The 19636-nt window shown below is 36.4% G+C and carries 20 protein-coding genes; 10 read left to right on the top strand and 10 right to left on the bottom strand.

Annotated features, from left to right (window positions below; translation table 11 throughout):
• The first annotated feature begins 21 nt into the window (after positions 1 to 21).
• Positions 22 to 1731 (top strand): EAL domain-containing protein, encoded by a 1710-nt coding sequence (locus tag QOL23_RS00655; RefSeq protein WP_283399647.1) that lies wholly within the window; start codon positions 22 to 24, stop codon positions 1729 to 1731.
• Here the strand turns inward: QOL23_RS00655 and QOL23_RS00650 are convergent.
• The 4 genes from QOL23_RS00650 to ispG are packed head-to-tail and all read right to left on the bottom strand — an operon-like array spanning position 1720 to position 4805.
• Positions 1720 to 2328: an epoxyqueuosine reductase QueH gene (locus QOL23_RS00650; RefSeq protein ID WP_283399646.1), complete on the bottom strand. Its 609-nt coding sequence runs from the start codon at positions 2326 to 2328 to the stop codon at positions 1720 to 1722. The genes QOL23_RS00655 and QOL23_RS00650 overlap by 12 nt on opposite strands.
• Entirely contained in the window at positions 2325 to 3407 is a 1083-nt protein-coding gene (locus QOL23_RS00645; protein ID WP_283399645.1) for a GGDEF domain-containing protein, read from the bottom strand. Before QOL23_RS00645 ends, QOL23_RS00650 begins: the two co-directional genes overlap by 4 nt.
• Entirely contained in the window at positions 3379 to 3729 is a 351-nt protein-coding gene (locus tag QOL23_RS00640) for a dihydroneopterin aldolase (protein ID WP_283399644.1), read from the bottom strand. The genes QOL23_RS00645 and QOL23_RS00640 overlap by 29 nt, the downstream gene beginning before the upstream one ends.
• Positions 3729 to 4805: a flavodoxin-dependent (E)-4-hydroxy-3-methylbut-2-enyl-diphosphate synthase gene (gene ispG / locus QOL23_RS00635; RefSeq protein ID WP_283399643.1), complete on the bottom strand. Its 1077-nt coding sequence runs from the start codon at positions 4803 to 4805 to the stop codon at positions 3729 to 3731. Before ispG ends, QOL23_RS00640 begins: the two co-directional genes overlap by 1 nt.
• Before the next feature lie 56 nt (positions 4806 to 4861).
• Here ispG and QOL23_RS00630 point away from each other — a divergent pair, with 56 nt between their 5' ends.
• From QOL23_RS00630 to QOL23_RS00590, 9 genes are all read left to right on the top strand, one after another.
• Positions 4862 to 5593 carry a methyltransferase domain-containing protein gene (locus tag QOL23_RS00630; RefSeq protein WP_283399642.1) on the top strand — a complete coding sequence of 244 codons (732 nt, stop codon included), beginning with the start codon at positions 4862 to 4864 and terminating at the stop codon, positions 5591 to 5593.
• Between the two features lie 33 nt (positions 5594 to 5626).
• Positions 5627 to 5887, top strand: a complete 261-nt coding sequence (locus QOL23_RS00625; RefSeq protein ID WP_283399641.1) for a hypothetical protein — start codon at positions 5627 to 5629, stop codon at positions 5885 to 5887.
• Between the two features lie 107 nt (positions 5888 to 5994).
• Positions 5995 to 7098, top strand: a complete 1104-nt coding sequence (ychF, locus tag QOL23_RS00620; RefSeq protein ID WP_283399640.1) for a redox-regulated ATPase YchF — start codon at positions 5995 to 5997, stop codon at positions 7096 to 7098.
• A gap of 28 nt (positions 7099 to 7126) precedes the next feature.
• Positions 7127 to 7612, top strand: a complete 486-nt coding sequence (locus tag QOL23_RS00615; protein WP_283399639.1) for a DUF2059 domain-containing protein — start codon at positions 7127 to 7129, stop codon at positions 7610 to 7612.
• Positions 7612 to 8277 carry a DNA repair protein RecO gene (gene recO / locus QOL23_RS00610; RefSeq protein WP_283399638.1) on the top strand — a complete coding sequence of 222 codons (666 nt, stop codon included), beginning with the start codon at positions 7612 to 7614 and terminating at the stop codon, positions 8275 to 8277. Before QOL23_RS00615 ends, recO begins: the two co-directional genes overlap by 1 nt.
• Positions 8274 to 10982: a UvrD-helicase domain-containing protein gene (locus QOL23_RS00605; protein WP_283399637.1), complete on the top strand. Its 2709-nt coding sequence runs from the start codon at positions 8274 to 8276 to the stop codon at positions 10980 to 10982. Before recO ends, QOL23_RS00605 begins: the two co-directional genes overlap by 4 nt.
• A gap of 80 nt (positions 10983 to 11062) precedes the next feature.
• Entirely contained in the window at positions 11063 to 11614 is a 552-nt protein-coding gene (locus QOL23_RS00600; RefSeq protein WP_283399636.1) for a protoglobin domain-containing protein, read from the top strand.
• A 10-nt stretch (positions 11615 to 11624) separates the two neighbouring features.
• On the top strand, positions 11625 to 12815 hold the full coding sequence (locus QOL23_RS00595) for an NAD(P)/FAD-dependent oxidoreductase (RefSeq protein WP_283399635.1): 1191 nt from the start codon (positions 11625 to 11627) through the stop codon (positions 12813 to 12815).
• 12 nt (positions 12816 to 12827) lie between these two features.
• Complete coding sequence (locus QOL23_RS00590) at positions 12828 to 13541, top strand: aminotransferase class IV (protein WP_283399634.1); 714 nt, start codon at positions 12828 to 12830, stop codon at positions 13539 to 13541.
• Here the strand turns inward: QOL23_RS00590 and QOL23_RS00585 are convergent.
• From QOL23_RS00585 to QOL23_RS00560, 6 genes are read right to left on the bottom strand one after another with little or no spacing between them, the layout of a single operon-like run.
• Positions 13534 to 14748, bottom strand: coding sequence for a type II secretion system F family protein (locus tag QOL23_RS00585; RefSeq protein WP_283399633.1), 1215 nt, complete (start codon positions 14746 to 14748; stop codon positions 13534 to 13536). The genes QOL23_RS00590 and QOL23_RS00585 overlap by 8 nt on opposite strands.
• 2 nt (positions 14749 to 14750) lie before the next feature.
• Positions 14751 to 15833, bottom strand: a complete 1083-nt coding sequence (locus QOL23_RS00580) for a type IV pilus twitching motility protein PilT (RefSeq protein WP_283399632.1) — start codon at positions 15831 to 15833, stop codon at positions 14751 to 14753.
• A 43-nt stretch (positions 15834 to 15876) separates the two neighbouring features.
• Positions 15877 to 16656, bottom strand: a complete 780-nt coding sequence (locus QOL23_RS00575) for an undecaprenyl-diphosphate phosphatase (RefSeq protein ID WP_283399631.1) — start codon at positions 16654 to 16656, stop codon at positions 15877 to 15879.
• The gene (gene thiL / locus QOL23_RS00570) at positions 16653 to 17609 is read right to left on the bottom strand and encodes a thiamine-phosphate kinase (RefSeq protein WP_283399630.1); all 957 of its coding nucleotides are present in this window, start codon (positions 17607 to 17609) and stop codon (positions 16653 to 16655) included. The genes QOL23_RS00575 and thiL overlap by 4 nt, the downstream gene beginning before the upstream one ends.
• The gene (locus QOL23_RS00565) at positions 17596 to 17973 is read right to left on the bottom strand and encodes a hypothetical protein (RefSeq protein WP_283399629.1); all 378 of its coding nucleotides are present in this window, start codon (positions 17971 to 17973) and stop codon (positions 17596 to 17598) included. The genes thiL and QOL23_RS00565 overlap by 14 nt, the downstream gene beginning before the upstream one ends.
• 11 nt (positions 17974 to 17984) lie before the next feature.
• Positions 17985 to 19631, bottom strand: a complete 1647-nt coding sequence (locus QOL23_RS00560) for a clostripain-related cysteine peptidase (RefSeq protein WP_283399628.1) — start codon at positions 19629 to 19631, stop codon at positions 17985 to 17987.
• Positions 19632 to 19636: the final 5 nt, after the last annotated feature.

The following is a 19636-nucleotide window of genomic DNA, read 5'->3' as shown; positions in this document are numbered from 1 at the left end:
TAAGGCTATTGGAGCAAGGATGTGAGGGGTAAGTTTCAAGATTTCATAAACTTGTACGGCATTACGCCAGAAAATTTAAAAGAAATTAGGAGTCTATCTTCTATTTTTGATGCAAAAACGAAAGAAAAAATTAGTAAAAGAACGCACGAATTTGTCATCAAATATCTACCAGAATCAGCAAAACTGCTGGAAGATTTAGGGGCAACGAACGCATTTTCCGGAACTATAGAAAAATTCATTGACTATTTGTTAAATCCTGGAGAACAGTTGTTTACTTACGTTGAGACAGTTGCAAAAACACATATAACAGGCTCCGAAATACCATTAAAAGACTTCTTAAAGGATTACACTGAATTCATAAACGCCATACTGACAGAAGTAGAAATACCTCCCGAAAAGTTAGACGCCTTTAAAAAGTTCATACTAATGTTAATAGCTATCTTGACATTCATAACTGACACTTACATCAATACAATAAAAGAAAAAGCAGAAGTTGACCCAATAACTAAATTACCTTCCAAGTCAAAACTCATTTTTAAAACGCATGAAACGCTCAAGAATTTCAAGACAGCAGTTTTATTAGATATAGAAAACTTTACAGAGTACAATCTTTACTACGGTTACAATGTAGGGAATTCCATATTAGCAACGATAGCTTCTCTCCTCCAACTCAACTTTTACGGTTGCTACGTAACAAGGCTTCAGAACGATGAATTCTTCATCGCTACAAAACTACCTATAGGAGAAGTAAAAAAGAAACTTTATAAAATACAAAAAGAGCTGGAAGAACACCCACTATCAATTCCTACCTCATTTGGTTTGGAAAACATAAAAATAGAATTTACAGGTGTACTCCTGAACACAAAAATGGATGAAAACTTAAAGTTCAACGACCTTATGTGGGTTTTATACAACTCTTTGAAAGAAATCAACGATAAATTTATTGAGAAAATCCACATAATAACCCGCGAAGAATTCCTAAATAGATTAGACAACAAAAGAATAATCACTGACCTTTTGTTTTCGCTTAATCAAAAACATATCAAATTATCAGTCCAGAAGGTAGTTAACATATTTACAGGAGAAACGTTTTTTAAGGAAATCCTCGCTCGTATTATATTTCCTAACGGAAAAATCATATCACCAGCGCTATTCATAAACTTTACAGCTAATTCAACTATAGAAAAGAAATTAGACCGCCTTGTGATAGAAAGTTTATTTCAACTAATAAAAGAAAAAGCCATAAACGACAGAGTTTCCATTAACGTATCACAAATATTTTTACAAGATGACTTCTACTGGCTTTTAAGCCAGATGGATAAATATGGAATTCCTAACGAGCAGCTTATTATTGAATTAACTGAAAGAGCAGATATACTAACAACCAAAGCTTTAAGAAAAAAGTTAGAAGAGTTAAAAAAGCGAGGAATATCTGTTTTCATTGACGACTATGGAGTTAAATTTTCAAATTATAACTTACTAAAAGAATTACAAGTTGATGGCATTAAAATTGATGGTTCAATCATAGAAAGCCTACAAAAAAATCCTCTTGATGAACTATTCGTAAACAGCGTTATTGAATTTGCAAAAATAAAAGACGTCTACATAGTCGCAGAATACATTGAAACCAAAGAGCAACTTGAGAAACTAAAAAATCTCTCAGATAAAAACAAGTTCTGCCTTATTTACGGACAAGGATACTTATGGGGTAAACCGGAATTAATTAACTGAACTCTTAAGGTTTTCACAATCCTTTAAAACCTGCTCAACAATCCAAGAATCTTCTACTTTACCTTTTTTTAGGTAACGCTCCGCCTCTGAATAAATGCAACCGCAGTACTGCTGTCTATAAAGTTTGTAATTTTTAGAAATATCTATCCCCTCTTTCCAGCCCTCTCTGAAATCAACGTTTAGAAATTGAACGCCGTATTTCTTAGCTGCAGTTTCCGCTATTGGAACCATAAGCTCTCTACTTTGAAACTTGCTGTAAAAAAGAGTTGAAGTAAAAGCATCAAACTTGCCTTTTTTGGCAATAGAAGCGGTAAATTCCAACCTGTCAGCGTAACAAATCTGACATCTTACAGGTTTTTCTTCTCTGAACACTACCTTCCTTAACCAATCCTTTAAAGAGTATGAGTCAAAGTAAATAATTTTTATACTCTCCAACTCTTCCAGTTTTCTAACAGCAGAAAGCCTTTTAGCATATTCTGTTAAAGGATGGATATTGGGGTTATACCACAACCCTATAACTTCATAACCTTTATTCTTCAATAATTTAAGGGGATAGCAAGCGCACGGAGCACAGCAGATATGAAGCAGAACTCTCATTCTTCAAGTTCCACGTCTAAGTCGGTCTTAACTTGATTTTTTCCTGCCCTTTTAGCTAAATATAAAGCTTTATCCGCTTTTTCCACTATAGAAACTTCATCAAGCCCATCTCTCATAACTGCAACACCAACGCTTATAGTTACAGGAATAACCTTATCTCTATATTTAAATAGATGTTTCTCTACCGACTTTCTTATTCTTTCCGCTATTTTTACAGCCTGACTAAAAGTTACACCTGGCAAGATAATAGCGAACTCTTCTCCACCGTACCTTGCAACAATATCTCTCGCTCTAAGCTGTTGTTTAATAACTCTCGCAAGCTCCTGAAGAACGTAATCGCCTGCCTGATGTCCATAGGTATCGTTTATTTGCTTAAAGTTATCTATATCAATCATCAAAAGTGCAAAAGGATAGTTTCTATTGTAAAAGTCTTTTACCATATCGCTCAAAGCTCTATCAAAGCTCGCTCTATTAGCTACCTGTGTCAAGAAATCGGTTGAAGCCTCTTTCCTTGATTCTTCTAATTCTTTAGTCAACTTCTTAATCTGCTGATTGGATTCTTCAAGTTTCTTTTTAAGCTCGTTATTCTGAGCTCTTATAGTTTGTAATTCAGTTATAATAAAAGACAACATATCTTTTATATTTCTGTCTTCTATATTATCCTTTACTTCTCTTACCGAATCTTCTTTTTGTTTTAAAGAAACCTGATGCTCTTCAAGGGTATAAATCAGATTCTCTATCTCTTCAGTAATGCCTGTAACAATCTTCTTTATTAGTTCCTTATCTTCTGATTCAAGTTCAACTAAGACGTTCTCAAGACTTTGAGTTGTAGGATATTTGGTTTTAAATAACCCCATTATTTCCAAGTCGGACAATTTAAGGTTGTTTTCCAGTATATAACAGAAAATTTCAAACCACAGAACGTAGTTTTCAGGCACCAGAGGAATATTATTTCTTGCCAGAAACTTTAAAGTTTCTTTAGCAACAGAGCTTATAAATTGAAGCTCAGATGGAGTTAATCTCTTTTTTTCTCTAAGCTTTTCAAGTGCTTTACATTTTATTTCCCTTTCCTTTTCCATCTCTTACCCACCTTATCTCTATTCCAGCTCTTTCAAAGCTGTGTTTGAAAGGAACACTTAACTTATTAACTCTTATTATAACTGAATCAGGATTCCATTTCTCCGTAATACGAAATAAAAGTTCTTTAGCAAAATCTTCCATATAGGTATAAGTATCTTCTGTTAATTCCATAGTTAAAGAGTAAAGCTCTTGGTAATCAACGAATTCTTCAGATTCAACGTAAAGTGATATCTCGTATTGTCCGCCCAACTTCCTTTCTTCTTCAAAAACGCCACAGCGAATAAATGCTTTAATGTTTTCTATAAAAACCGTTACCTTCATTAACTTTCTCCTGCCAACTTTTTAACTTCTTCAAGCAATCGGTTTAAAGCCTCCTCTTTGGTTAATTTTTTTTCAACAACGTTACCTTTAACAAAGAGAATAAAATAATTACCTGCTCCTGCTATACCTACATCGGCGAAACGGGCTTCTCCTGGTCCATTCACTGCACAACCCATTACAGCCACCTTCAACGGTTTCTTTATGCCTTCTAACTTCTTCTCCACCTCTTCTGCTATTGCCTGAACGTCAACCATACACCTGCCACAGGTAGGACAGGAAATTACCTCTACCCCTACTTTCCTAAGTTCAAGGGCAGAAAGAATCTTATAGGCAACTTTCACCTCTTCAACCGGGTCAGCCGAAAGGGAAACTCTTAAAGTATCGCCAATACCCAAGTAAAGCAGAATACCTATTCCAACTGCCGACTTTACAGCACCAGAAAGAAGCGTTCCTGCTTCGGTTATTCCTATATGTATTGGATAATCGGTTTTAGAAGCAAACTCTTGATTGGCTATAACAGTAGTTCTAACGTCAGAACCTTTCAAAGAGAACTTCATTTTTGTGAATCCAAGGTCTTCAAAGAGTTTAGCGTAATCAAGAGCTGTTTCGGCAAGAGCTTGCGGTGAGGGGAAGCCGTGTTTGGTGAGGATTTTTTTCGGAATAGAACCGGAATTTACACCTATCCTTATTGGTACTTTTTTTTCGTTTGCTGACTTTACTATTTCCTTTATTTTCCAGAGTTCTCCAATATTACCAGGATTTATCCTTATACAATCTGCCCCTTTCTCTATAGAAAGAAGGGCAAGTTTATAGTCAAAATGGATATCTGCAATAAGAGGAATGGAAATTCTTTTCTTTATTTCCGGAATTTTTTCAGCTGCTTCAACTGAAGGAACAGCAACTCTTACTATCTCACATCCAACCTTTTCAAGACGTTTAATCTGTTTAACAGTACTTTCAACGTCCTCAGTAAAGGTATTTGTCATAGATTGAACAACTATAGGATTACTACCACCTATTGGAACGTTTCCAACGTATATTACCCGTGAATTGCGCCTTTTAATCCAGTTCTCCATCAACCCTCCTGCAGAAAAGTGATTATATAATTTCCGCGAAAGTAAAAGGAGAAAAGATGCAGCGAAAGATTGTAAGAAGAAATTTCTCAAAAGCAGCAGCAGAATACAACAGATACGCCGTAATACAAACAGAAGTTTTTAAAGAAATTTTGAAAAGATTGGATTTGATAAAAAATCCCCACCCCCTCCTTGACTTAGGCTGCGGAACTGCCGAAGGAATGAAAGGTTATCCTCAGTCTTTTGGAATAGACATTTCTTTTGATATGTGTAAGAAAGCAAAAGAAAACTTAAGCTTTACTGTCTGTGCTGAAGGAGAAAAACTCCCATTTAAAAATGAAAGCTTCAAAGCTGTAATTTCTTCTTTCTCTCTGCAATGGATGGAAGTAGAAAGAGCTATTAGAGAAGCTCACCGCGTTTTAAAAAAAGACGGAATTTTAATCTTAGCTGTTCCTGTAAAGGGAAGTTTAGAGGAACTATTTAACGCCTGGCAAAAAGCTTTTTTAGAAACGAAAGGTAAAAAGGATATCTTGTTTCAGTTTCCTGATGAAAACAAAATATTTGAAACGGTAAAGGAAAATTTTGAAATAGTAGAAGCTGGAAGAAAAGAATACATCTTATTCCCTGAAAGAGTAGAAGAAGCAGTTAAATTTGTAACGAAAATCGGCGCAAAAAATCCCCACCGCCCCCCGCTACCCTTAAAAAGTACGGTTAAAAGGTTTAAAGAACTGTTCTCTCAAAACTGCGTGATAAAGTATAAAGTGCTTTTCCTGACGGCTAAAAAAGTATAATTTACTGACTGAACAAAAACTCAGGGCGCCATTATGGAAGAAGAAAATCTTAAGTTTGAAATCCTTAAGGAAAAGATTAGTTACTATAAGGACCTATTAAGAAACTTAACGTTACTATTAATAGCAATTGTAGGAGGAACTGCAAGTTTACTATTCAAATTAAACAATCCCGTAGCTGTAATATTGGTTTTTCCAGGAATAATTTTATCCTCAGGAACAATTGTAAGCGTTTTTGTCATTCTTGATGTTTTACGAAAACTAATTAAGGAGATGGAACAATGTCAAAAGAAATAATAATTACGCTAATTTTCACTGTAACTGTCGGAGTTCTCCTTTTATGGATGCTCTACAAAACAGTTAAAACAGTAAAAGACACAGCATAAAAAATCGGAGAGGAAAAAATGGGATTCAACTGCGGTATAGTAGGACTTCCAAACGTTGGAAAATCAACGCTTTTCAACGCACTAACCAACACGGCAAAGGCAGAAGCGGCAAACTACCCGTTCTGCACGATAGAACCGAACGTCGGAATCGTTGAAGTTCCAGATGAAAGGCTCTACAAGATAGCGGAAATCGTTAAACCTAAAAAGATAACGCCAACCACCATTGAGTTTGTTGACATAGCAGGTTTGGTAAGAGGTGCAAGCAAAGGTGAAGGATTGGGCAACCAGTTTTTAGCCAACATCAGAAACGTTGACGCCATTGCCCACGTTGTAAGGTGCTTTCAGGATGAAAACGTCGTTCACGTTGACGGAAGCGTTAACCCACTCAGAGACATAGAAACGATAAACCTCGAGTTAGTATTTAAAGACCTTGAAAGCGTTGAGAAAAGGCTTCAGAGAGTTTCCAAACAGGCAAAGTCTGGCGATAAAAAAGCAAGGGCAGAAGTAGAAGCTTTAGAAAAGCTAAAAGTGATACTTGAAAACGGGGAGAGAATATATCCCCACCTTGAAAGTTTAGACGAAAACGCGCTGAAAGTGGTAAAAGAGTTGGCGCTCTTAACTGCAAAGCCCGTAATGTATATAGCAAACGTTGATGAAGATGGACTTTTTGAAGACAACGAATTAGTAAAGCAGGTTAAGGAATTAGCAGAGAAAGAAAAAGCGCCGGTAGTTAAGATATGCGCAAAGATAGAAGCAGAACTTTCTGAACTTGATAAGGAAGAAAAGGAAGAATTTTTGAAAGAGTTAGGAATGGAAGAACCAGGACTTAACGCCGTAATAAGAGAAGGTTACAAGCTTTTAGACCTGATTACCTTTTTCACGGCAGGAGAGCAGGAAGTAAAAGCGTGGACAGTTAAGAAAGGAACGAAAGCGCCCCAAGCAGCAGGAAAAATCCACTCAGACATAGAAAGAGGCTTCATAAGAGCTGAAGTAATCAAGTATGAAGACCTGATAAGAGAAGGCTCCATGCAGGCGTGCAAAGAAAAAGGACTTATGAGACTGGAAGGAAAGGACTACATCGTTCAGGACGGTGACATTATCTACTTCAGGTTTAATGTATAATTGGGATAAGGATTTAAGGAGATAAAGAATGAGACGTATACTATGCGGGCTATTTTTCGTTGCCGTTCTTTTCTCTCCTTCTTACACACGGGCGCAGCAGCAGTACGTAAAAGTTACAAATGAAATGATTTACCAGAAATTAATTGAAATAGAGAAAAGGCAAGCGGTTTTAGAAGCAGAATTTAAAGCTTTCAGGGAAGAAACCAACAGACGCTTTGACGACGTTAGCAAACGATTTGAAGAATTAAGAGAAGATATGAACAAAAGGTTCAACGAACTTATAAATTTCCTATGGATGATTACAGCAATATTTACAACGCTCACTCTTGGCGTCATAGGATTCGCTTACTGGGACAGAAGAACAATAATAAGGAAATCAAAAGAGGAAACCTTAGAAGAGATTGAACGCAAGTGGAAACCAGAAAGAATAGATAAACTGGTAAGCAGCTTAAGAGAGCTTGCCAAAAAAGATGCGCAAGTGGCAGAAGTCCTTAAAAAGTTTAACCTGCTGTAATGAAAGTAAAAGGATTCATCCTAAAAAGCAAAAACTTAGGGGAAAATCTCCGTCAGATAGTTGTTTTCTCAGATAAATTGGGAATGCTCAATCTAATAGTAAAGACGAACAAAATCCCCTTCCCCCTTTCTGTTGACCTTTTTTCTCTCTCTCAATTTGAGTTAGTGCAGATAGGAGAAAGATTTGAAGTTAAGCAGGTTAAGTTGATTGAGCACAATTTCCCTAAATCCTTCAGGCATTTTGTTTACATGTCAAAAATAGCAAAACTGCTCTCCCAATTCCCTCTTGCCAAAAACGAAAAACTTTTCCAAATGGTTGAAAGGTATCTGAAAATAACGGAAAAGTTTAACCTTGCCTATACCATGTTTTTAGTAAAGTTTGCGTTCGTGGAGGGGATTTTTCCCATTCTGAACAGATGTGCCGTATGTAAGAAAACAATTGGAAAAGACGAAGAAGTGGGGGGATTTTCCATCAAACACAGCGGTATTGTCTGCTTTAACTGTAAAGACAATCACGCTCTAAAGTGGAATCTAAAAGACTCTAAGTTAACAATAAAATTAGCAAAGGAATCGTTTCACAAAGCCAAAACACAAAAACTTGCAAACGCTCAACTTGGTAGAATAAGGTCAACCTTTGAAAAATACGTAGTGGAACGTCTGCAATGATTAAACTCATTGAAGCAAACGCTGGCGCAGGAAAAACAACAACTCTCATCAACGTATACATAAAACTTTTAGAAAAATATCACCCAGACAATATAGCGTTCATAACTTTTACAGAAGCTGCCGCTGCTGAAATTAAAACCCGCATTCGTCAAAAGCTTAAAGCGATACCTCAGTTTCAAAAATACCTCTTGCTCCTACCCTCAGCTCCGATAGGTACCATTCACTCATTCTGCTTAGAACTACTCAGAAAATATGGACACAAACTTGGATTTATCTCTTTAGACACAGAAATAATCAACGAACTAAAAAAAGAAAAACTTTTAGATAAAGCCGTAACTGAAACTCTACTCCAGTTTCAATCAAAAAATTCCCAAAAACTCCACCAACTACTTTCCAAAATAGACTTTGACGGAGTTTCAGCACTTAAAGACCTTATGAAAAACCTAAAACATGCAATAAGCGAAAGAACGCGATTTATAGGCTACAAAAGCAGTATAGAAGAAATAGTAAAGAACGTAGAAAACATGTTTAAAGAACTACCTTTAAGCGCAATCCCGAATACAGACGTTGAGTTTGACCTTTCAAAAGCAGAAACGAAAGAGAATTTTCAAAAAGAGTTAGAGGTCTCAAAAATACTTTATGAGCTAACTTTTAAAGCAATTAATAACTACAAAAAACTACTAAAGGAAGAAAATGCAGTAGACTACGATGAAATACTCGAAAGAACGTTGGAGTTGCTACATTTAGATAACCCGAAAAGCGAAATACTCAATCAGATAAAAGTTCTCATAATTGATGAATTTCAAGATACCGACCCAGTCCAGTGGAAAATAGTTAAAGAACTTCACAGAGAAAATCCCAACCTCCTCATCTACTTAGTAGGCGACCCGAAACAATCTATATACAGATTTCGTTCTGCAGATATCTTTGTCTGGAACGAAGCGAAATCAATAAGCACAGAAGTAACCGAAAAAACAGAAAACTACCGCTCTGCAGAAAACCTTCTATCTTTTTTCAACCTTTTCTTTGACCACCTCTTCAACAAAAAATATCACGGATTTAAAGCAGAAGTTCTATTCAAGCCGTTTACAAAAACAGAAAAGACAGAACCCAAAGGTAGCGTTGAAATTATCGTTTTCAGAGAAAGGAAAGAAAGGGAACTCTTCGCAGAAACAGCAATTTCAAAAGCACTTCCATTTGCAGAAAAAGGAACTGTAGGAGTAGTAGCAAGAACTTGGAAATCTCTCAAAATTTTTGAAAAGAAACTGAAAGAGAACGGTATAGATTTCACCTACCTCTCATCCTCACCTTTCAAAGCAGAAGGTTTAAAAGAGCTTCTACACCTCCTGAAATGGTTAAGTAATCCAGAAGACAAGAAATCCTTATTTTTCTTCCTATCTTCAAGGTTTATAGGTCTCTCTCATGAACAAAGTCTCAAAGCGATAATAAAAAAAGAAATACCAGAACTTTTACAGGAAACGCTAAAAACGATAGAAAACGCTCTATCCATGAAAAACAAAGAACTCCATTCTGCTCTTATCGTTCACTTGATAAACAAACTAAAAATATTAGATGCCCTCCACCTTACAGACCCAGACTCCTACATTGCAATACTTGAATTGATTTCAGAAACCTTCTTCTTTGAATCGTCAGAACCAGTAGCATTTGAAGAACTTACAGAGTACATAGAAAGCTTGATAAACAGCAACAGCAGCGGAAGTACAGGCAAAAACGTACCTGAAAAAGGGTTTATCCTGACAACAATTCACAGCGCAAAAGGACTTGAATTTGACTCAGTAATATTAGTTCCTTGGAGACCCAACAACAGATTTGGTAGATTTATATTTAGCAACGTAGGAGCAACGGTTAAGCTCTTCTCTCAAGAAAGGGACAACCCCAACACCAGCCCATACCACTTCATGCTTAAAACAGTTAACAGGTTTCTCAACGAATTAGAGGAAAAAAACCTTTTATATGTAGGAATCACAAGAGCCAAAAAGCAGCTCATTTTAGGAGCATTTCCAGAAGGTAAACAAAATAACGCTTTCAAAATCGGTGGTTTTGTTTTTGAGAGAAAAGACTTCACCAAATATATTCAGAGACCTAAAGTCCAAGTAATAAAACCGATAGATGAAGACAGAGAAGAACCAATAATCTTTGACCCCGATAACCTAAAAATGAAAAAATTTGAGAGAGTTACCCCTTCTTCCTTAGAAGAAGTGGAAATCAAACAGGAAAAACCTTCAGATAGAAAAAATCGGATAGCACCAGAAATCTACGGAACAATCGTTCACGCTTTATGTCAAGCCTTCGTCAAAGGAGCAAGTTTAGAAAAAGCAATTAAATTCGCACTGAGTTCTTTAACGTTCCCACCAAAAGAGTTAGAAGAAAGGCTAAAAGAAATCTATAAGCTCCTTGAAGAAAACTATCCATTTTTGAAAAAAGGAAAAAGTGAAATTCCTTTTATTTTCAGAGAAGGAAATACCATTGTCAAAGGACAAATTGACTTGATTTTACCGATAAATAGAAACGAAGCAGAGGTATGGGATTTCAAAACAGGAAATTACAGCAAAGAAAAAGTACAAATCTACAAAAAACAAATAGAACTCTACGCTAAAGCTGTAAAGCTTATGGGATATGAAGTGAAAAGGGGAATTATCTTCTTCATAGACCAAAACAGAACAATAGAAATTCCCATAAGTTGACACTGAAAAAAGAATATTTAAATTTACCCATTAAGAATATTTCATTTAATGGTAAAATACCAATAAAAGGAGGAAAGGGCGTGGACGTAAAAAAGGTAATAGAAGTTTACAGGAACTTGAGAGGATTTGACTCTCAAAAAGTCAACGTTTTAAAAGAAGAAAAAGAAACTTTATCCCAATGGGCAGACGAAATAGTAAAAACGTTCTACGATATCGTTTACGGATACGAAGAAACGTACGAACTGGTTAAAGATAAAAGTAGAGACGCTTTAGAAAAAACACTAAGAGAATGGTACCTTGCAATTGTAAGTGGTGAAATTGACGAGAAGTTCTGGGAAAAACAGTGGAACGTAGGGTTAATCCATATAGCTGCAAGAGTTTCTAACGTCTACTTCATAGCAATGATGAACACTATAAGAGAAATTTTTACAAACAAAACCCTTGAAACTTACTCCGCAGACAAAGCCAAAGAACTCATTAACGCATTTAACATGATAACAAACATCATCATATCCCTGGTTGTTGAAGGATACATAGAAGCTTTTACAAGCCTTTCCGGTATGGACAAAAACTTAGTTAATACGCTTGCTCAGTTAGGTGCTCAAGAAATTGCTCAAAAGAAAAGCGAATAGAGAGGGTAAAATGTCTGCAAAAGTTTTAGTTTTAGGCGGTGGAATAGGCGGAGTAGAAACAGCTTTTGCGCTATGCCATAAATGTTTTGACGTTGAGTTAATTTCAAACCGCGATTACCTGTATGTCTATCCAATCTCTATCTGGATACCCACAGAAGAGTATAGATGGGAAGATGTAACGATACCTTTGAAAGAAATAGCTGGTAGAAACGGTTTCAAGCTAACAATAGGAGAAGTAACAGGCATCTCAACTAAAGAGAAAAAGGTATTCTTAGCAGACGGAACCGTTAAAGAATACGAATACTTAGTAATAGCTTTAGGTGGAAGTAAAGTAAAACACAAAGGAATAGAGAACACACTCTCTATCTGCTCAGAACCTGAGCAATCCCTCAAAATCAGAGATAGATTAAAAAAATTAATAGAAAAAGGGGGTGGAATAATAGCCTCAGGTTTCGGCGGAAATCCTAAAGACCCTTCCGGCGTAAGAGGAGGACCAGCATTTGAATTCATCTTCAACCTTGATTGCTACCTGAAGAAAAAAGGCATAAGAGATAAGTTTGAACTTCACTTCTTCGCTCCCATGGAAAAGCCTGGTATAAGGTTAGGTGAAAAAAATGCAGAAAAAGCTTATCAGATGCTTGATAAGCTGAATATTAAAAGGCATTTTGGCAAAAAGATTAAGGAATTTAGAAAAGATGGAATAGTCTTTGAAGATGATTCCTTCTTAAAAACAGATTTAACCATGTTTATACCTGCAACAGATGGACATCCGGTACTGAAAAATTCAGACTTGCCCCTCAACGAGGCAGGTTTCGTAAAAATAGAACCTTCTTGCGCTGTTCCTGGAACAAACGAAACAGTATGGGCAGTAGGAGATAGTGCAGCTTTAGAAGGACCCAAGTGGAAAGCTAAACAAGGACACTTGGCAGAAGTAATGGGAAGAATCGTTGCAAGAAACCTTGAAAACAAAATAAAAGGTATAGAAAAAAGAGAAAGCTATCTACCACATTTGCATATACTATGCCTTATGGATATGGGACCTTGCTGGATGAGTGGAGCATTGGTATCAAGAAACGATAAACACTCAAGAATGATACCACTACCGTTTATAGGTCACTCCTTAAAAAAACTGTGGGGCTGGTATTACAAAGCAAGTAAGTTAAAGAAAGTCCCGAGAATACCAGGGTTTGATGCGCCGTAAGAGGAAAGATGGATGGAAGGGGTGGGGATTTTTGAAACGATAAGAGTTGAAAAAGGTAAGGCTATACTTATTAACTACCACTATAAGAGGTTAAAAGAAAGCGCCAAAGAGTTAGGAATACCGTTCTACCTAAGTGAAGAAAAATTTGAAAAATTATTGTTAGAAGAGTGTGCTTCTTCAGAAAAACCCGTTTTAGTCAGATTTACGCTCAGCTTTAACGAAAAATTTTCACTTAAAGTAAGAGAGTGTATCCAAAGAAACGAAGTTTCACTTCTACCTTTACCTTTTCCCAAAAGAACCTACGATAAACTTTCTAAATACAAGACAACAGATATAGCCAAAAGCTTATTTGCACTTGAAACGGCTAAGTCAAAAGGCTTTAATGAGGCGCTTCTTTTTTCCCACCAAAACTTCGTTTCAGAAACAGCTTTCGCCAATATTTTCTTCGTCAAAAACGGCATCTTTTACACTCCTTCTCTTAAAACCGGCTGCTTACCGGGAACACGAAGAAGAGTAGTCATAGAGATATTAAAAGAGTTTGGAATTGAAGTGGTAGAGGGATTTTTCTACTTAAAAGACCTTTTAAATGCCGATGAAATATTTATAACATCGGCAAGAGAAGATATAGTAAAAGTAAAGAAGATAGGAAATAGAAAAACACAAGAAACAACAGGAATTAGCTGGAGCGAACGAATAAAAAACGTTATTACCACTAAGTTTACTTAATCAATTCACCTATCTTGAATATCGGTAAGTACATAGCCACTATAATGAAACCTATAGCTCCACCTATAAAAACTATCATCAAAGGTTCTATAAGAGACGTTAATGCATCTACTGTTCTATCAACTTCCTCTTCGTAGAACTCGGCTACTTTCTCAAGCATCTGGTCAACAGTTCCAGCTTCTTCACCTATAGAAACCATATTAACAAGCATGGGAGGAAAAACCCGGTATCTGGCTAAAGCCGTTCCTATAGAAACACCTCTCTCTACCTGTTCCCTCACACCTAAAATAGCTTTTTTAATTACTTCGTTGTTAGAAGTGTCCCCCGCAATATCAAGAGCGTCCAAAACGTTCAAACCGCTTGCAAGCATAGACGCTAAAGTTCTTGAAAAATTAGCAATACTACTTTTAAGCACTAACTCCCCAAATATAGGTAATTTAAGAAGGAAAGCGTCCATTACATACCTAACTTTTCTTATTTTCCTCAACTGAATTAGAAGAACTACCAAAATAACCAAACCAAATACAAACCAACCTATATAATCCCTCAACCAATTACTTAAATTAATGACAAACTGCGTTAATGCAGGTAGTTTTCCTCCAAGGCTCTCATAAAGCTTCTGAAATGTAGGAATAACGAAAACCAATATACCAACTATGATAACCGTTGCAACAATCGTAACGAAAACAGGATAAAACATTGCACTTTTAACTTTACCTCTGAGTTTCTCTATCTTTTCTAAATGTTCTGCCAATCTTTTTAAAGTTTCCTCAAGGGTTCCTGCTTCTTCTGCTGCCCTTACCATACTTATATACAAGTCTCCGAAAATATTTCTATATTTAGAAAGAGCAGTAGAAAACCTTCCCCCTTCCTCTATAAAAGTAGCCATATCTTCTGAAATTGCTTTTAACCTTCTGTTAGGAATCTGTTCTTTCAAAATTTTCAAAGCATTAACTATAGGAATTCCTGCATGAACCATCGCATAAAGCTGACGAGTAAACAGAACAATATCTTTAAGAGAAACTCTATCCAAAAGAGAAAGGCTTATCTCCTTACTTAAAAAACCCTTATCCTCTTTTAGTTTTTCAATAGCTACTACACCACGTGCGAGGATAAGGTTTTTTGCAACTTCAGGATTATCGGCTTCAACCCTTCCTCTTCTTAGTCTGTTAAAAACATCTCTTCCAACGTACTTATAAACTGGCATCTTTATATTCCTTTAGAATAAGCTCTAATTAAGGATTCAAGTTCTTTAGGGTCTGGAGACACCCTTTTAGCTTCTTCCAAATCTATTAAGCCGTCAAGGTAGAGCTTAGCTAAAGATTGATTCATGGTAATCATTCCTGTAGCTGCTTGACCTGTTTGCATTAAAGAATAAATCTGATGCAACTTATTTTCTCTTATGAGATTTCTAATAGCAGGAGTAGGAATGAACACTTCCGCTGCTACTACTCTCCCTCTTCCATCTTTTCGCTTTAATAACTTTTGTGCAATAGCCCCAATCAAGACAAAAGAAAGTTGCGTTCTGACCTGAGACTGTTTCTCTGCAGGGAAAACGTCAACAATACGGTTAATCGTTTCAATAGTTGAATTCGTGTGCAAAGTGGAAAATACTAAATGACCTGTTTCAGCTGCAGTCAGGGCAGCTTCAATAGTTTCTGGGTCTCTCATTTCACCTACCAATATAACGTCTGGGTCTTCACGGAGAGCTGCTCTCAAAGCTCTGGCAAAAGACTTGGTATCACTACCTAACTCCCTTTGAGTCACCAGAGATTTTTTATGTTCGTAAACGAACTCAATAGGGTCTTCAATAGTAATGATATGATAAGGATAAGTCTCGTTCACTATATCAAGAAGTGAAGCCAAGGTAGTTGATTTACCAGAACCGGTAGGACCAGTAACCAAGACAAGTCCTTTGTCTTTATGGGCAAAAGTTTCTATTACTGAAGGTAACCCTAATTCTGAAAAAGGAGGAATGCTAAAAGGAATTAACCTGAAAGCTGCTGCTAAAGAAGACCTTTGATAGTAGGCATTGCCTCTAAAGCGAGCTACACCCTTTATTCCAAAAGAAAAGTCAAGTTCTAACTCTTCTTCTAATTTTTTCTTTTGCATATCAGTAAGAACGCTGTATATCAAATTCTTAGTATCAGATGCAGAAAGAACGCCATACTCGGTAAGAGGAACAAGGTCGCCGTTAATCCTTAAACGAGGAGGACTTCCAGGAGCAATGTGAAGGTCTGAAGCTTTTCTATCAACAACTTCCTTAAGAAGGTCAACTATCCCTCTTGCCATTTTTTCTCCTTATTATTACTTACTTAAGTATAGCATACTAAAACTACTGTAAATTAAAAACTGACAGCAATAAAAAAACTAAGATTCCAAGAGCTATTCTATAGATACCAAAAGGAATAAAAGAGTGTGTCTTAATAAATGAGAGAAGCCACTTAACGGAAAGGAAAGCAAATGTAAAAGCGGTAATGAACCCAACAGCTAAAATTCCAATTCCATCCAAAGTAAAAGAGGAAGCATTTTTTACTAATTCAAAACCTGATGCAGCAAACATCGTAGGAATAGCAAGTAGAAAAGAAAATTCCGTCGCCGTTTTTCTATCCATTCCTAAGAGCATCCCGCCAATTATTGTTGAGCCGGAACGGGAAGTTCCTGGAACCATAGCTAAAGATTGAAAAATCCCCACCATCACCGCCTTCCAGTAAGGCAGCTTATCAACATCTTTTATTGAATGAGAAAGTTTATTGTAAAACAGCTCTACCACAATGAAGATAACGCCCCATACGATAAGCATCGTTGCCACAACTTTATCGCTAAAAAGCGCTTCAAAGTACTTGTGAAACAGCAGTCCTAAAATCCCCGTCGGAATAAAAGCTACAATAAGTTTTTTCCAGAGAGCTATATCCTTTGAAAGTCTGTCTTTGTATATCCATAGAACAGCCAAAATCGCTCCAAGTTGAATGACTATTTCAAAAGTTTTTTCAAAAGTGTTTTGCTTAATCCCCAAAAGAGAAGAAACTAAAATCATATGACCTGTAGAAGATATGGGTAAAAACTCCGTTACACCTTCCACTATCCCCAAAACGACTGCATCAAACAGGTTCAACGTTCACCTCCAAAGTGGTTGTACCCTTTCTTTTCAACCTTTTTATTGTCAACAAAAACGCCTTCTCCCTCAACAACTTCACCAATCACCGTAAAACCCAAAGATTCCACACCACTAAGAAGTGATTCTTCAAAAGTAACTATTAATTCATAATCTTCCCCACCGTAAAGGGCATACCTTAAAGCTTTTTCACGGCTACCGGTAGTGTATGTAAGGAGGTGGGGAGAGAGGGGAATGTTCTTACTATCCACCTTGATAGCAATCCCTGAAGATTCAGCTATCGTGTATAAATTAAAAACAAGACTATCACTAACATCAGTACACGTTATAACACCCAAATTTGAAACCTCTACACCTTCTCTAACTCTTGAAGTTGGGTTTAAAAACCTTTCAACTAACGGAAAAACCTTTATTTCCTTTTTCAACAATTGTTCCAAACCAGCAGCACTATCACCCAAAGTTCCCGTAACAGCAACCAAATCTCCAGGCTTAGCGTTAGAACGTAGCATAAACTTTTTTCCTTCTCCTATTAAGAAAAAAGAAAAAGTTTTAGCAGAACTCTTTGAAGTATCACCTCCAATAACAGAAATCCTTAGCTCATTACATAACTCGGAAACTCCTTCATAAAACTCTTCCAACTCTTTTAAATCATATACTTCTGGAATTAAAAGGTTAATTAATCCATAAACGGGCATTCCACCCATAGAAGCTACATCGCTTGCAGAGATGGTTATCAGTTTTCTTCCTAAAAAGTAATAAAAGTCAGGAACGTTGCTTTTCCAATTGTCCAAAAAATGAACGTTTTCAACTAAAACATCGGTGGTATAAAAAGAGTATTTATTACCATTCTTCACTACAGCAGTATCATCACCAATACCAATCAACACTTCAGGTTGAAAAATGGACAGTTTACGAGAAAGGAATGAAATAAGAGAAAATTCATCTAATTTCATCTATAGACTGAACCTCCAGATAACAAATCCCTTTAGGCGTTTTCCTTACAACAGCACGAAAAAAAACTTCCTTTCCCCTATCCATAATAGGGTCAAGTCCTCCCGTACCCTTCAAATAAATACAACCTGAAGAATCCATAACGCAAGTATCTGACCTTGTTAAACCAGGATGAACACACTCCTCTATACAATGCCAGCCTTCGTAAACAGCTCTAACGGAAACTTTTTTACCTTCTAAATCGTCGCAGTGCTTTAAAATTTCCCCAACCTGTTCATATCTAAGGTTTATTCCTCCATTAACAGTAGGAGCAGCACAGGAAAAAGAAAAAATCGCTAAAAATGAAAGAGATAGAAATCTTTTCACCCTAATACTCCTTAATAACCAAAATATTTTTTCAAAAAGTCATCCCACGTAGTTTCTGTAAACGGGTTATAGTAATTTGCATCTACCGCATCACCAACAGCAATCTCTACAGGATTAGTAACATTCGCAAAGTAATAGTCATATTCGGCAACCTCATCCGAATTAGGGAAAAATATTGAAATACCAGATACACTGGAATCTGAAACGTACTTATAGAAAGAGTTAATTCTATTGATAATATCGGAAACATAAGTATTGGACAAACATTTACCAAGTTCGTATGCAAAATTACCTAAATCTATAGCTCCCAAACTATCAGATATTGTTGTCTGGCTTTGACGCGCACTATAAAAACAGTCATAAGTAGTGTTATTCAATAAATCTACAAACTCATTAATGTCCTTTACTAAAGCATCTACATCAGAACTTTTAACAGCAATCATAGTGTAAGTATCTGTTCCTGAAGAGTAAGCTTTTTTATAAGCATCAACAATTGCTTTTCCAAAACCATAAGCATCTAAAGAAGGATTATTATTTATAGCCTCCATAACGTAAGAATAATTCCAGCCATCAAAAGGTTCCGTAACCTCCGAAGCTACAATAACATCAGTATAATCCTTAATGTCATAAAAAACTTCTAAGCTCCCCATCAAACATTCGTCAAATCCTATCAGGTTAACCTTTATACCATCACTTTCCAGCTTCTGTAAAGCTTCCCTTAATTCGTGCATAAATAGATAGTCATTACTTGTCTCATCTATAGCTGCTACCCTATAATTGGCATCATAATTAATACTCCTCCATCCATCTCCATGGTCCCACATGATTAAAGCGATATTAGAAGCCGGATATTTAACTGCATAACTCTCTACAAAATTAACAAGCGTAGAGGAATTTCCCATATCAGGTTCAGATACAGGAATTTCATCAAAAGAAGCTGTCGTATAGTTATAATCATAAATCGTTCCACCCGTCACACCATAAGTGTCTTTAAGAACAACAACTTTCACCTGCGGAGAATAAACCACGTCCGCCAGTTCGGTTAAATCTGCACCAGTTTCACTACTTAAACTATTGTCTCCATCCATATAAATCAGAACCAGCCAATCTCTATAATTAACTTCAGAACAGTTACCACTAACACACAGAGTAACATTATCGGAAGTAGCATTAATAGACATTAAAGTTCCATTAAAATCCACATCAAGAACAACAGTTTTATTTTCCTCTAAAGTTTTCACTAAATTTGTAGATGTAGAATTAACTATCCTCACTTTAGACAAATCAACAATTTGCGAAGTCCCATTCACGTCACCTACCATACCGTGAATTATTTTTGCCAGAGCACTACCAACAGTTGAATTTGAAGTTAATAAAAACGGCGTCACAACAAAAGATGAAGTTTTAGGTATATAAGTCCCTATAAGAACATTATCTTTATAAAAACTCACACGTGCTCCACTAAAAGGTACGTCCAAAACGAAATAACCAGAACTATCTGTATATGTGCATCCTCCTCCTTCAACGCATACCTTCAAACCTTTAACGTAACTGGCTAAAAAACTTCCGGAATAAACGTAAGAACTGTTTCCACCACCGCCACAAGAAACAAAAAGAAAAGATACCAGAACAGATAGCAGGAAGAAAAATCTCTTCAAAACTA

It is taken from the genome of Desulfurobacterium pacificum (genome assembly GCF_900182835.1).
Lineage (GTDB): Bacteria > Aquificota > Aquificia > Desulfurobacteriales > Desulfurobacteriaceae > Desulfurobacterium_B > Desulfurobacterium_B pacificum.
This window is presented reverse-complemented; position numbering and strand designations above follow the sequence as displayed.

Coding starts and splice junctions, on each gene's coding strand:
- QOL23_RS00650 (WP_283399646.1), bottom strand. CDS start 2,328: ATGAGAGTTCTGCTTCATATCTGCTGTGCTCCGTGCGCTTGCTATCCC.
- QOL23_RS00645 (WP_283399645.1), bottom strand. CDS start 3,407: ATGGAAAAGGAAAGGGAAATAAAATGTAAAGCACTTGAAAAGCTTAGA.
- QOL23_RS00640 (WP_283399644.1), bottom strand. CDS start 3,729: ATGAAGGTAACGGTTTTTATAGAAAACATTAAAGCATTTATTCGCTGT.
- ispG (WP_283399643.1), bottom strand. CDS start 4,805: ATGGAGAACTGGATTAAAAGGCGCAATTCACGGGTAATATACGTTGGA.
- QOL23_RS00630 (WP_283399642.1), top strand. CDS start 4,862: ATGCAGCGAAAGATTGTAAGAAGAAATTTCTCAAAAGCAGCAGCAGAA.
- QOL23_RS00625 (WP_283399641.1), top strand. CDS start 5,627: ATGGAAGAAGAAAATCTTAAGTTTGAAATCCTTAAGGAAAAGATTAGT.
- ychF (WP_283399640.1), top strand. CDS start 5,995: ATGGGATTCAACTGCGGTATAGTAGGACTTCCAAACGTTGGAAAATCA.
- QOL23_RS00615 (WP_283399639.1), top strand. CDS start 7,127: ATGAGACGTATACTATGCGGGCTATTTTTCGTTGCCGTTCTTTTCTCT.
- recO (WP_283399638.1), top strand. CDS start 7,612: ATGAAAGTAAAAGGATTCATCCTAAAAAGCAAAAACTTAGGGGAAAAT.
- QOL23_RS00605 (WP_283399637.1), top strand. CDS start 8,274: ATGATTAAACTCATTGAAGCAAACGCTGGCGCAGGAAAAACAACAACT.
- QOL23_RS00595 (WP_283399635.1), top strand. CDS start 11,625: ATGTCTGCAAAAGTTTTAGTTTTAGGCGGTGGAATAGGCGGAGTAGAA.
- QOL23_RS00590 (WP_283399634.1), top strand. CDS start 12,828: ATGGAAGGGGTGGGGATTTTTGAAACGATAAGAGTTGAAAAAGGTAAG.
- QOL23_RS00585 (WP_283399633.1), bottom strand. CDS start 14,748: ATGCCAGTTTATAAGTACGTTGGAAGAGATGTTTTTAACAGACTAAGA.
- QOL23_RS00580 (WP_283399632.1), bottom strand. CDS start 15,833: ATGGCAAGAGGGATAGTTGACCTTCTTAAGGAAGTTGTTGATAGAAAA.
- thiL (WP_283399630.1), bottom strand. CDS start 17,609: ATGAAATTAGATGAATTTTCTCTTATTTCATTCCTTTCTCGTAAACTG.